Source organism: Janthinobacterium sp. GW822-FHT07H10 (genome assembly GCF_058798675.1).
Genome location: NZ_JBXAKS010000019.1, coordinates 43,594 through 55,597, shown reverse-complemented (window position 1 = coordinate 55,597; position 12,004 = coordinate 43,594). Strand labels below are relative to the sequence as shown.

At 64.8% G+C, this 12,004-nt stretch carries 8 protein-coding genes; 2 read left to right on the top strand and 6 right to left on the bottom strand.

The window, feature by feature from the left end:
- Positions 1 to 33 precede the first annotated feature (33 nt).
- Both sixA and AC1RDJ_RS26660 read left to right on the top strand, forming a co-directional pair.
- Entirely contained in the window at positions 34 to 492 is a 459-nt protein-coding gene (gene sixA, locus AC1RDJ_RS26665) for a phosphohistidine phosphatase SixA (RefSeq protein ID WP_070304180.1), read from the top strand.
- A 508-nt stretch (positions 493 to 1,000) separates the two neighbouring features.
- Positions 1,001 to 1,126, top strand: coding sequence for a hypothetical protein (locus AC1RDJ_RS26660; RefSeq protein WP_257786856.1), 126 nt, complete (start codon positions 1,001 to 1,003; stop codon positions 1,124 to 1,126).
- Between the two features lie 207 nt (positions 1,127 to 1,333).
- Here the strand turns inward: AC1RDJ_RS26660 and AC1RDJ_RS26655 are convergent, their stop codons facing one another.
- The 6 genes from AC1RDJ_RS26655 to AC1RDJ_RS26630 form a co-directional block, all read right to left on the bottom strand.
- Positions 1,334 to 2,449: a polyamine ABC transporter substrate-binding protein gene (locus AC1RDJ_RS26655; RefSeq protein WP_289889037.1), complete on the bottom strand. Its 1,116-nt coding sequence runs from the start codon at positions 2,447 to 2,449 to the stop codon at positions 1,334 to 1,336.
- Positions 2,450 to 2,563: 114 nt separating this feature from the next.
- Entirely contained in the window at positions 2,564 to 5,170 is a 2,607-nt protein-coding gene (clpB, locus tag AC1RDJ_RS26650; RefSeq protein WP_071324418.1) for an ATP-dependent chaperone ClpB, read from the bottom strand.
- Positions 5,171 to 5,291: 121 nt separating this feature from the next.
- Positions 5,292 to 5,765, bottom strand: coding sequence for a molybdopterin synthase catalytic subunit MoaE (moaE, locus tag AC1RDJ_RS26645; RefSeq protein WP_493029243.1), 474 nt, complete (start codon positions 5,763 to 5,765; stop codon positions 5,292 to 5,294).
- Entirely contained in the window at positions 5,762 to 8,341 is a 2,580-nt protein-coding gene (locus AC1RDJ_RS26640) for a DUF349 domain-containing protein (RefSeq protein ID WP_493029242.1), read from the bottom strand. Before AC1RDJ_RS26640 ends, moaE begins: the two co-directional genes overlap by 4 nt.
- Positions 8,342 to 8,532: 191 nt before the next feature.
- Positions 8,533 to 9,117 carry a hemerythrin domain-containing protein gene (locus AC1RDJ_RS26635; RefSeq protein WP_071324420.1) on the bottom strand — a complete coding sequence of 195 codons (585 nt, stop codon included), beginning with the start codon at positions 9,115 to 9,117 and terminating at the stop codon, positions 8,533 to 8,535.
- Positions 9,118 to 9,299: 182 nt separating this feature from the next.
- Positions 9,300 to 11,966 carry a bifunctional acetate--CoA ligase family protein/GNAT family N-acetyltransferase gene (locus tag AC1RDJ_RS26630; RefSeq protein WP_493029241.1) on the bottom strand — a complete coding sequence of 889 codons (2,667 nt, stop codon included), beginning with the start codon at positions 11,964 to 11,966 and terminating at the stop codon, positions 9,300 to 9,302.
- Positions 11,967 to 12,004 lie beyond the last annotated feature (38 nt).

The window sequence follows — 12,004 nt, the reverse complement described above, 5'->3', positions numbered from 1 at the left end:
GCGATAACGACGTTCAACACAGAGGAGTACAGCATGGACCTCATCTTGTGGCGGCACGCAGAAGCCGAGCCGGGCGTGCCGGACCTGGAGCGCGCACTGACAGTCAAGGGACAGAAACAGGCGCGCCGCATGGGCGAATGGCTCGCTTCGCAATTGCCCGAGAATTGCCGCATCCTTGTCAGCCCGGCCCTGCGCACCCTGCAGACGGCCGAGGCGCTGGGACGCAAGTTCAAGCTGATGCCGGAACTGGCGCCCGGCGCGGAAGCGGAAGACATCCTGAAGGCGGCCAACTGGCCCGGCGGCAAGGAAACCGTGCTCATCGTCGGCCACCAGCCCACCCTGGGCCAGGCGGCCGCCCTGCTGCTGACGGGCGAAGAACAGGAATGGGAAATGCGCAAGGCCAGCGCCTGGTGGTTCTCCCAGCGCGAACCAGGCGATCCCGTCAGCGTGTATTTAAAGGCCGTGATGGCACATGATCTCGTCGTGAAATAGGGGCAATGCGCAAGGCCAGCGCAGGATGGACAGGTTTTCCCGGCGCGAAACGGACGAACCCGTCAGTGTGTATCTGAAGGCCGTGATGGCGCATGATCTCGTCGTGAAATAGGGACAATGCGCAAGGCCAGCGCAGGATGGACAGGTTTTCCCGGCACGAACCAGGCGAACCCGTCAACGTGTATTGAAAGGCCGTGATGGCGCATGATCTCGTCGTGAAATAGGGACAATGCGCAAGGCCAGCGCAGGATGCACAGGTTTTCCCGGCCCGAACCAGGCGAGCCCGTCAGCGTGTATCTGAAGGCCGTGATGGCGCATGGCCTGGTGGTCAGACAGGGAAAAATGAAAAATAATGCGCTGGAACAAATACTGGTGGAATTTACAACACAGCAGCCTTGTAAAGCGCGGCCGATCTGCTAGAGTTTAATTGCATCAACTACGTGTCGGAGCACTGCCCTGTCACCTTGAGCAACCCAGCGGACAGCCGTCCAACGGCGGCTGAAAGACCATGTTAACCTTCCTCGTTTTTCTCTTCATCGCCATCTTCGCCGCCATCATCGGCTTCGTCGCCTTTGAACTGATCGAAGAAATGCGCGGCAGCAACCACAAGCTGATGGATCGCTATCACGAGTAGTGTTCACCTCGGCACTATCGCATGGCGCCAGCGACGGCCTACAGGTCCGTCTCTCGCGCCATCCTTGTATCTCCCGACAAAACGTACTGCGCGTGGCGATTTGCAAGCGGCGATGCTCGCTGCCGCAGCGGCCCCGTGCACGGCACAGTTCCGCTTCGCGATCACAACGCCCTTGCGCCCGCTACTGTTTTGCAGGGCGCCCCTACCTCACACTCCCGTCTTGAACTTCGTATAGATGCGCGTCATCAGGCGGCGGATATCGGCCGTGGTCGCTTCCGGCGCGGCCATGCGCTGCTTGTCGGCGTCCGGCAGGAAGATGGCCTTGTTCTCGCCGATGTCCTTGCGCACATACTTGATGCTGGCAGGATTCGGATTCGCGTAGAAGACCTTGTTGCTCAGGCTGGCATGCACTTGCGGACGCAGGATGTAGTTGATGAACAGGTGCGCGTTGCCCGGGTGCGGCGCGTCAGCGGGGATGGCCATGGTGTCGAACATCAGCGCGGCCGTCTTCGGCACCAGCACCTGGATCACGTTGCCGTTTTTCGCGTCGATGGCGCGCTGGCGCGCGATATTGATGTCGCCCGACCAGCCCAGCGCAACGCAGACGGAGCCGTTGGCCATGTCATTGATGTAGCCTGACGAGCTGAACAGGGTAACGTAGGGACGGATCGCCTGCAGCACCTTACCCGCTTCCTGGTAGTCGGCGCTGGCTTTCGAATACGCGGGCTTGCCCAGGTATTGCAGCGCGGCCGGCAGCACTTCCGACGGCGAGTCGAGGAAGGAGACGCCGCACGACTTCAGCTTCGACGCGTACTTCGGGTCGAAGACCAGGTCCCAGGCGTTCTCGGGCATGGGCATGCCGCCCAGCGCCGCCTTGACCTTGTTGACGTTGATGCCCACGGTCGTGTAGCCCCACAGCCAGTCGACCAGGTAATCGTTGTTCGGGTCGATCTTCGACAGCTTCGCCTGCAGGCCCGGATCGAGGTTGCCCAGGTTCGTCAACTTGCTCTTGTCGAGTTTACGCAGCAGGCCCGCATCGATCTGCAGGCGCGCCCACTGGGCCGTCGGCACGACGATGTCATAGCCGGACTTGCCCGCCACCAGTTTCGCGTTGAGGATTTCGTTGTTGTCGAAAACGTCGTAGCGTACCTTGATGCCCGTTTCCTTCTCAAAATTCTTGATCGTATCGTCGCCGATATAGTCCGACCAGTTGTAGATATTCAGTACTTTCTCTTCCTGGGCGTAGGCAGGCAATGCCAGCACGGCTGCCGCCAAGGTCAATCCCACTCGAATGCGCCGCCCTGCTTGCCATGTGTTTGCCATCGTACCGCCTCCGGAATTAGTCAGAAAATAGTGCCGATGATAGCAAGAAGGGCGGCATCAGGTCCAGCCCGATACCGCCCTGCTTTCACTGCCGGGGCCAGGCCCCGGACAACGTTACACCTTGTCCAGCCCCACCGTGGCGCCCGTAAACACCAGGTTGCCATTCTGGGCGTCGATGCGGATCTCGTCTTTCGGGCCAAAGCGGCCTTCCAGGATCAGCTTCGACAGCGGATTTTCGATCTGCTGCTGGATCGCCCGCTTCAGCGGACGCGCACCATACACCGGGTCGTAGCCCGCTTCGGCGATTTGCTGCAAGGCAGCGTCCGTCAAGCTCAGCGCCATGTCCATGCGCGCCAGGCGTTCTTCGAGAATCTTCAGCTGGATCTTCGCGATCGCGCCGATGTTTTTCTCGTCGAGGCCGTGGAACACGACGATTTCGTCGATACGGTTGACGAACTCGGGACGGAAGTGCGAGCGCACCTCGGCCATCACGGCCAGCTTCACGACACCGGGGTCATCGCTTTCCATGGCCTGGATTTTATGCGAACCGAGGTTCGAGGTCATGATGATAACGGTATTCTTGAAGTCCACCGTGCGGCCCTGGCCGTCCGTCATGCGTCCATCGTCGAGCACTTGCAGCAGCACGTTGAAGACGTCCGGGTGCGCCTTCTCGACTTCGTCGAGCAGGATCACGCTGTACGGCTTGCGGCGCACGGCTTCCGTCAGGTAGCCGCCCTCGTCGTAGCCGACATAGCCGGGCGGCGCGCCGATCAGGCGAGCCACGGAATGCTTCTCCATGAACTCGCTCATGTCGATGCGTATCATCGATTCTTCCGTATCGAACAGGAAGGTCGCCAGCGCCTTGCTCAACTCGGTCTTGCCGACGCCCGTCGGTCCCAGGAACATGAACGAGCCATATGGACGGTTCGGGTCGCTCAAGCCGGCGCGCGAACGGCGGATGGCATCGGCCACGGCCGTGATCGCTTCATCCTGGCCCACCACGCGCTCGTGCAGTTTCTCTTCGATGTGCAGCAGCTTGTCGCGTTCGCCCTGCATCATGCGCGACACGGGAATGCCCGTCGCACGCGACACCACTTCGGCGATTTCCTCGGCGCCCACTTCCGTGCGCAGCAGCTTCGGATGATCGGGATCGACCTTCGGCATGCCGCTGTCGGCCTGCTTGAGCTGGGCTTCCAGCTGGGGCAGCTTGCCATATTGCAATTCCGACACTTTCTGCCAGTTGCTCTCGCGCGTCGCCTGCTCCATCTGCAGCTTGACGTTCTCGATCTCTTCCTTGATGTGCGTGCTGCCTTGCACCACGGCTTTTTCCGCCTTCAGGATTTCCTCGAAGTCATTGTATTCGCGCTGCAGCTTGACGATTTCTTCCTCGATCAGGCCCAGGCGGCGCAACGACGCTTCGTCTTTTTCCTTCTTCACGGCTTCGCGCTCGATCTTCAACTGGATCAAACGGCGTTCCAGCTTGTCCATCACTTCCGGCTTGGAATCGATCTCGATCTTGATCTTCGCCGCCGCTTCATCGATCAGGTCGATCGCCTTGTCGGGCAGGAAGCGGTCCGTGATGTAGCGGTGCGACAGTTCGGCCGCGGCAATGATGGCCGCGTCCGTGATTTCCACCTTGTGGTGCAGCGCATACTTGTCCTGCAAGCCGCGCAGGATGGCGATGGTCGCTTCCACGGTCGGCTCGTCGACCAGCACTTTCTGGAAGCGGCGCTCCAGCGCGGCATCCTTCTCGATGTACTTGCGGTACTCGTCGAGCGTGGTGGCGCCCACGCAGTGGAGTTCGCCGCGCGCCAGCGCCGGTTTCAGCATATTGCCGGCGTCCATCGCGCCTTCGGCCTTGCCCGCGCCCACCATGGTGTGCATCTCGTCGATGAAGACGATGGTTTGCCCTTCATCCATGGCCAGTTCCTTCAGCACGGATTTCAGGCGCTCCTCGAATTCGCCGCGGAATTTCGCACCGGCCAGCAAGGCCGCCATGTCCAGCGAGAGTACGCGCTTGCCTTTCAGCGATTCGGGCACTTCGCCGTTGACGATGCGCTGCGCCAGGCCTTCGACGATGGCGGTCTTGCCCACGCCCGGTTCGCCGATCAGCACGGGGTTGTTCTTGCTGCGGCGCTGCAGGATCTGGATGGTGCGGCGGATTTCATCGTCGCGGCCGATCACGGGGTCGAGCTTGCCCTTGCGCGCCCGCTCCGTCAGGTCCAGGGTGTATTTTTTCAAGGCTTCGCGCTGGCCTTCGGCCTCTTGCGAATCGACCTTGTTGCCGCCGCGCACAGCCTCGATGGCCGCTTCCAGCGCCTTGCGGCTCAAGCCATTTTCGCGCGCCAGCTTGCCGCAGTCGGACTTGTCTTCCGTCATCGCCAGCAAGACCATCTCGCTGGAAACGAACTGGTCGCCCGCCTTCTGCGATTCCTTGTCGGCCAGGTTCAGCAAGGCCACGAATTCGCGGCTGACCTGCACGTCGCCGCCCGTGCCCGACACTTTCGGCAGGCGTTCGATGGAGGCGCCCAGGGCCTTGGACAGGCCGCCCACGTTGACGCCGGCCCGCTGCAGCAGCGAGCGGGCGCCGCCGTCGTCCTGGTTCAACAGGGCCGTCAGCAGGTGAACTGGTTCGATATAGGGATTGTCATTGCCCACGGCCAAGCTTTGCGCATCGGCCAGGGCTTCCTGTAATTTGGTAGTCAGTTTATCTTGTCGCATGAAAAGCGCTCCCGGTTAATTAGTTGTTAACCAAATTGGGGTGAGGCAGTACTTTTCAAGCATACACAAAGCAGAAAACCGATGCACTTGGGCAAATGCTACCGTGCGCCGCGCGCACGCTTCAAATGGGGCTTGCTTTTGCCGCCCATTTGTCCAGGGCCGTCTCGTCGCTGTCGCGCGCATCGACCCAGCGCGCCCCGTCGGGCGTGTCTTCCTTCTTCCAGAACGGCGCTTCCGTCTTCAGATAGTCGATGATGAACTCGCAGGCGGCGAACGCCTCGCCCCGGTGCGCGGACGACACGGCCACCAGCACGATCTGCTCCTGCGGCAGCAAGGGGCCGACGCGGTGGATCACCAGCGCACCGGACAGCGGCCAGCGCGCGCGCGCCTGCTCGACGATGGCCTCGATGGATTTCTCCGTCATGCCCGGATAATGCTCGAGCTCCATGGCCGCCACGTCCAGCCCCTCGTTCATGTCGCGCACCGTGCCGACAAAGCCGACGACGGCGCCCACCTTGGGGTTGCCTGCACGCAATTGTGCGATTTCTTGAGTCAGGTCAAAATCGGCCTGCTGGACGCGGACGGAAGTGCTCATCTGGCATGGCCTCCGATGCGGCGCAGCAGGGTTTCGATGCGGCTGGCCGTGCGCGCATCGGTACTGGCGGGTATCGCGCACAGCTGCATCAGCTGCGACACTTGCGTGAGCGGCTTCTGGCCCGACTTCAGCGACGATTGCAGCACTTCCACCTGCATCTTCAGGCGGTCGCGGGCAAATTCGGCACCGCTGTCGACGCCGGCGACGATTTCCAGGCGCAGCACTTCATCGAGCAAGCGGGCCTGGTTGGCCTGCAATTGCTGCGCATAGGCGGCGCTGCCTTCGCCCAGTGCGGCCTGGGCGGCGGCAAAGCGCTGCTGCAGGCTGCGTTCGTACTGGGCGTCGAGCGGCGGCAAGGCGCTCCAGCGCTCGCCCCACGCTTGCGCGTCGGCGCTGTCGCCGCCATCGGCGATGACGGTCTCCAGCGCCTGCGCCAGGCGCAGCTTGTCGCGCAAGGCGTTCGCCTGCGCCGCGCCGGCACGCTCGGCGATGGCGTCGGCCTGCGCCTGCACGCCGGCAACGGCCGCCTGGTAGCGCTGTTCGATCTTCGCTTCGCTGGCGCGCGGCACGGGACCGGTGGCGTTCCAGGCGGCGCGCGTGTCGCGCAGCAAGTGGTTGATAAAGGCCGTGCGGGCCCTGTCGTCGCCGTCCGGCACGACCGCCGTTTCCAGTGCCGCGCACAGCGCTTCGCGCGCATGCAGGTGTTCGCGGCGCTCGTGGTCGGCCGCATGGGCCGTTTCCTTGCGCTTGGCAAAGATATCGTCGCAGGCGGCGCGGAAACGCTGCCACAGCGCCTGTTCGGCGCGGCGTTCCAGCGGCAGGGCCTTGGCCAGCTCCTGCCATTTATCCTGCAGGGCTTTCAGCATGTCGACCGTGTTGCGCTCGGACGGCTTGAGCAAGCCCACTTCGACGATCAATTGTTCGCGGCGCGCCGTCTCGATCTGGCGCTGCGTGTCCAGCGGCTTCGACAGGGCGTCCAGCGCGGCGCCGAACTCGGCGTCCAGGCGTTTCTTTTCCTTGCGGTCGATGGTGCCCAGGCGCGTCCAGGCCTGGCGCAAGCGCTGCGAGGCGGAAGCGATGTGTTTCCAGTCGGTACTTTCTTCGGCAGCCAGGGTCGCCGTTTCCGTAATCAGTTCCTGTGCCTTGGCCGCATTGCCGTGGCGTTCTTCGGCCAGCTGCTTGAAATGCTGGGCCGCCGGTGCGTACGCCACGCTGCAGGCCGCGTCGAAACGCTCCCACAGGGATTTGGGCGCCGGGCCGGACAGGGTATCGAGCGACTTCCAGCGTTCGCGCAGGCTGCCCACTTTCTTGGCCAGCTCGGCCATGGCCAGCTGCTGCGCCGGCAATTCCTCGCCCGCCTTGACCAGTTCTTCGCGCGAGACGTTGCCGCCCCAGCGCGCCCAGTCGGCCAGGCGCTTGAATTCGGCGCGCACATGGGCCAGGCGGTCGGACTGGGCCGGCGTCAGGCGGCCATGCTTGCTATCGCGCAAGGTCTTGTCGTGCTCGGAAGCCACGTGCAGCAAGCCATCCTGCAGCGCCGCTTCCATGGCGTCGAGGGTCTTGACAAACTGTTCCGTCGCTTCCTTGGACACGGGCGCATGCTCCTGGCGCGGCTTGCGCGACGCTGGCTCGGCCTGCGCAGGCGTGGCGGCGGCCACGGCGCTGTGCGCGGGTGCCGGCGCGCTGGCCAGCAGGGCGGCAAATTGCTGCTGCAGGCTGTCGGACAGCGGCGACTCGGGCAGGCGCGGCAAGGCTTGCCAGGCGCGTTTCAAGGCGTCGGCGTCGAGCGTGGCGGCGTCCTGGGCCTGCCACCCGGCCAGCGCGACCTGGCGCGCATCGAACACGGCCTGGTGCTGCTGCAGCGCCTGCAGGGCGGACTGCGCCTGCTCGCGCGCCTGGGCAAAGTCGCTTTCCAGATGTTTGGGCAAGGAAGCGCGTTCGGGCGACTGCGCGTGGCGTGCATGCTGCGCGTCCAGGCTTGCCAGCGCCTGCGCCAGCTGCTCGGCGGACTGGCCATTGCTCGCCAGCGCGCGCGCGGCGGCCACGGCGTCGATCACGGCGCGCTGCAGCAGCACTTGCGCTTCCAGGCGGGCGGCCAGCGCGGCACGCGCGGCGGCAAAGGCGGCGGCCAGCTCGGGCGTGGCCTTGATGACCTGCCACTGGCGGTCCAGCTCGGCCACCTGGTTCGGGCTCAGCTTTTCATCGCTCAACAGGCGCTGCGCCGTGTCGATGCTGGCCTGGGCGCGCTGCGTCTCGGCCGCCTGATGGCGGATCAAGTCGATACGGCCCTGCATCAGCTTGGCAACGCGGCGGTCCGTGTTGCGCATGGCTTGGTGGACTTTTTCCAGCAGGGGCAAGGCATGGACGTGTTCGGCAGCGATCAGACGGGCATCGGCAAATTCGCTGGACACGATGAATTCAACGGCGGCGGCTTCGTCGCCCGCCACGGCATGGGCACGCGCCACCTGTTCGGCGCGGCGCGATGCGCTCTGCGCCGAGGCGGCGGCCTGTTCTGCCACGACAGGGTCTGGTGCGGATGGCTTGCTGGCAGAACGCTTGAAAAGAAATTCGAACATGACGGGTTTCGCGTGGATCAAAACCACCATCATAACAAAGCCCGGGGTATCGCATCGGACAGGGCTGAACAAGTTGCCAAATGAATCAAGTAAAAATTAAAGCAAGCATTTTCCCCATGCCGGCGCCGCCTTCACGGCAAAACCGCGGCAGCGGCCCGTGCCGCCCTGCGCCGTGTGCGCTCGCTACCGGTTCAAGCCCGCGCGCGCTGAGGCTGATCCGGTGCAAGCGGCCCGGCGCCGGCAGCGGCGTCCGGGATTGCCGTGGCGGCGTCCGGCGTGCCGGCGGCCGGCAACACGAAAGGCAGCACTTGCGCCCGGCCGCGGCGCGCCTCCTGGGCGCGCGCATCGTGCGCGAGGAATTGGTAGGCGATGGCGAACCATGCCTCGCCCACGATGACCTTGCGCGCCAGCGCGAACAGTTCGCGCTCCTCCTTTTCCAGGCGCTGCAGCAAGGCGGCGCAAAAGGCGTCGATGGCCGCGCACAACTGTTCGGCCTGCAATTCGGAATTGTCGATGGCGGCGCCCGCGCGCTGCTGCACGGCATTGATGCTTTCCAGCGCGGCGTGGTTCAAGCCGTTCAACTCATTGAGCAAACCATCGGCATGGGGCGTGGCCTGGCGGATGGCGGGAATCAGATACATCTCCACCTTGCGCCAGTAGCCCCCCTGGTACAGCCGGCTCAACCAGTCTCCCGTGTACTGCATCTGGGCCAGGCTCAGGCGGCTCTGGTGACGCAGCTGCACATGCATGTATTTTTGAAAGGCAAGCAAACTCATGCGAATACTCGCCTGCTCCACTGACAGGGAAACCAATATGTATGTTGCCGTTAGCATGCACTCACTCCCAAAGCGTGCCGGATAGATCATCCTGGAAATGAAAGTGTAAAGACTACCGACAGGGGCGGGTTTGATCCTGCACAAACCCGCAGCGGGCCAGCCGCGCTTTCTCGCGCTTTCCTTTACGGCGCGCGCAAGCCGATATGCAGGTTGACGACGCCCGGCTCTTCCGACGGCGTGACGTCGCCGCCAAAGCTTTTCACCAGCCGCTGCATGCCCTTGTTGCGCGCCATGGCCTCGCCCACCAGCGCCTCCGTGCCGCGGCTGCGGAAATAGTCGACGAGCTTTTCAAACAGGATATGCCCGAGTCCCTTGCCCTTCAGGGCCGAGCGCACGGCGATGGCGAAGTCGGCATGGATATTGTCCGGGTCGGCCACGGCGCGCACCACGCCCAGGGTTTCCGGCTTGCCGTCCGGCCCCGTGTGCGTGGCGATGAAGGCCATGGCGCGGTCGTAGTCGATCTGCGTCAGGCGCGCCAGCTGCGATACGGGCAGTTCGCGCATGGAAGTGAAAAAGCGCAGGCGCACGTCGTCCGGGTCCAGCGCGTGGAACAGTTCCATGTGCTGCGGCGCATCCTCGGGACGGATGGGACGCAGCAGGATGGGCTGGTCCATCCACGTCACCTGCTCCTCCAGTTCCTGCGGATACGGGCGGATCGCCAGGCGGTCGCTCTTCTGGCCCGGCTGCAGGCGGATGCGCGCATCGAGGGCGATCACGCCGTGGGCGTCGGCCAGCAGCGGGTTGATATCGAGTTCGGCCAGCTCGCCGATGTCGGCCACCAGTTCGGCCACCTGGATCAGCGTGTAGCAGATGGCGTCGATGTCGGCCGGCGGCTGGTTGCGGTAGCCGGCCAGCAGTTTCGACACGCGCGTGCGCGCCAGCATGTCGCGCGCCAGCACCATGTTCAGCGGCGGCAGGCCGATCGCGTGGTCGGCAGTCACTTCCACGGCGATGCCGCCCTGCCCCACCAGGATGACGGGGCCGAAGGCGGCGTCCGTCGTGACGCCGACGATCAGTTCATGCGATTGCGGACGGCGCGCCATCTGCTGCACCGTGAAGCCGTCGATCAGCGCGTCGGGACGCATGCGGCGCACGCGCTTCTCCATGGCGGCCGCCGCCGTGCGCAGGATGTCGGGCGTATCGAGGTCGAGCGCCACGCCGCCCACGTCGGATTTGTGCGCGATGTCGGGCGAATGGATTTTCAGCGCCACCGGGTAGCCGATGTCCGCCGCCACGGCCAGCGCCTCTTCCACGTCGGCCGCCATGCGCGTGATGGCCACGGGTATGCCATAGGCGGCCAGGATTTCCTTCGAGCGGCATTCGCCCAGCACCGTCTGGCCGGCGGCCAGCGCGGCGGCGACGATTTCGCGCACGCGCGCGCGGCGCGGCGTGGCCGACATGGGCAGCTGCGCCGGCACCTGCATCAGGGTTTCCTGGTTGCGCCGGTACTGCACGATCTGCATGAAGCCGTGCACGGCTTTTTCCGGGGTGTCGTAGGTGGGAATGCCGGCGCGGTTGAAGATCTGGCGCGCGGGCGCCACGGTGGTGCCGCCCAGCAGGCAGGACAGCACCGTGCGCGACGTGGCCTTGATCAGCGGCGTGACGGCTTCGGCGATGTCGACCGACGACACCATGGCCGTCGGCGCGTGCAGCAGCAGCAAGGCGTCCGCCTGCGCTTCGTCGAGCAGCGGCGCGATGGCGTCCACGTAGCGCTGCACGGGCGCGTCGCCGGGCAAGCCGACGGGGTTGTCGTGCGACCAGCCGCGCGGCAGCGCCTTATCCAGCGCGATCACGGTATCGGGCGACAGCTCGGCCAGCTTGCCGCCGCTGCCCACCAGCGCATCGGTGGCCATCACGCCCAGGCCGCCGCCGTTGCACAGGATCGCCAGGCGCTCGCCGCGCTGCGAGCGGATATGCGTGAGCGTTTCCACGGCATCGAACAGTTCCTCGGCCGAGTACACGCGCAGCATGCCGGCGCGGCGGATGGCGGCGTCGTAGACGGCGTCCGAACCGGCCAGCGCGCCCGTGTGCCAGGCCGCCATGGCCGCGCCTTCCGCTTCGCGCCCCGCTTTCAGCACGATGACGGGCTTGCTGCGCGCGGCCGCCCGCGCCGCCGACATGAACTTGCGCGCCGCCTGGATGTCTTCCATGTACAGCAGGATGGCGGCCGTGTCGATGTCGCCGGCCAGGTAGTCGAGCAGGTCGCCGAAATCGATGTCGTAGCTGGCGCCCAGCGAAATGAACTTGGAAAAGCCCACGCCATGCGCGTTGGCCCAGTCGAGCACGCCCGACACCAGCGCCCCCGACTGCGACACGAAGGCGATCTTGCCGGCCGTCGCCCCCAGGTGGGCGAAACTGGCGTTCAGGCCCAGCTTCGGCACCAGCAAGCCCATGCTGTTCGGCCCCAGGATGCGCAGCAGGTGCGGTTTTGCCGCTTTCAGCATGGCCAGGCGCAGCGACTGCTCGCGCACGGGGTCGAGGCCCGACGTCATGACGATGGCGGCGCGCGTGCCCAGCGTGCCCAGTTCGCGGATCAGGGCCGTGATGGTGGCCGGCGGCGTGCAGATGATGGCCAGGTCCGGCGCCTTCGGCAGCTGCGCCAGCTTGCGGTAGCATTTCAGGCCCATCAGCTCGTCGTACTTGGGATTGACGGGCCAGAGATCGCCCTGATAGCCGCCGCCCAGCAGGTTGTACAGGGCGATGGCGCCCAGCTTGCGTTCGCGCGCGGTGGCGCCGATCAGGGCTACCGAGGCCGGCTTGAACAGCTTGTCGAGATTACGGATGCTCATGTTCTGGCCTCATGGATTGCCGGAGCGGCTAGGTAACC

What these genes read in the sequence shown, in the direction of transcription:
- AC1RDJ_RS26635 (WP_071324420.1), bottom strand. Translation starts at nt 9,117, where the DNA reads ATGAGTTTGCTTGCCTTTCAAAAATACATGCATGTGCAGCTGCGTCAC.
- AC1RDJ_RS26660 (WP_257786856.1), top strand. Translation starts at nt 1,001, where the DNA reads ATGTTAACCTTCCTCGTTTTTCTCTTCATCGCCATCTTCGCCGCCATC.
- sixA (WP_070304180.1), top strand. Translation starts at nt 34, where the DNA reads ATGGACCTCATCTTGTGGCGGCACGCAGAAGCCGAGCCGGGCGTGCCG.
- clpB (WP_071324418.1), bottom strand. Translation starts at nt 5,170, where the DNA reads ATGCGACAAGATAAACTGACTACCAAATTACAGGAAGCCCTGGCCGAT.
- moaE (WP_493029243.1), bottom strand. Translation starts at nt 5,765, where the DNA reads ATGAGCACTTCCGTCCGCGTCCAGCAGGCCGATTTTGACCTGACTCAA.
- AC1RDJ_RS26640 (WP_493029242.1), bottom strand. Translation starts at nt 8,341, where the DNA reads ATGTTCGAATTTCTTTTCAAGCGTTCTGCCAGCAAGCCATCCGCACCA.
- AC1RDJ_RS26630 (WP_493029241.1), bottom strand. Translation starts at nt 11,966, where the DNA reads ATGAGCATCCGTAATCTCGACAAGCTGTTCAAGCCGGCCTCGGTAGCC.
- AC1RDJ_RS26655 (WP_289889037.1), bottom strand. Translation starts at nt 2,449, where the DNA reads ATGGCAAACACATGGCAAGCAGGGCGGCGCATTCGAGTGGGATTGACC.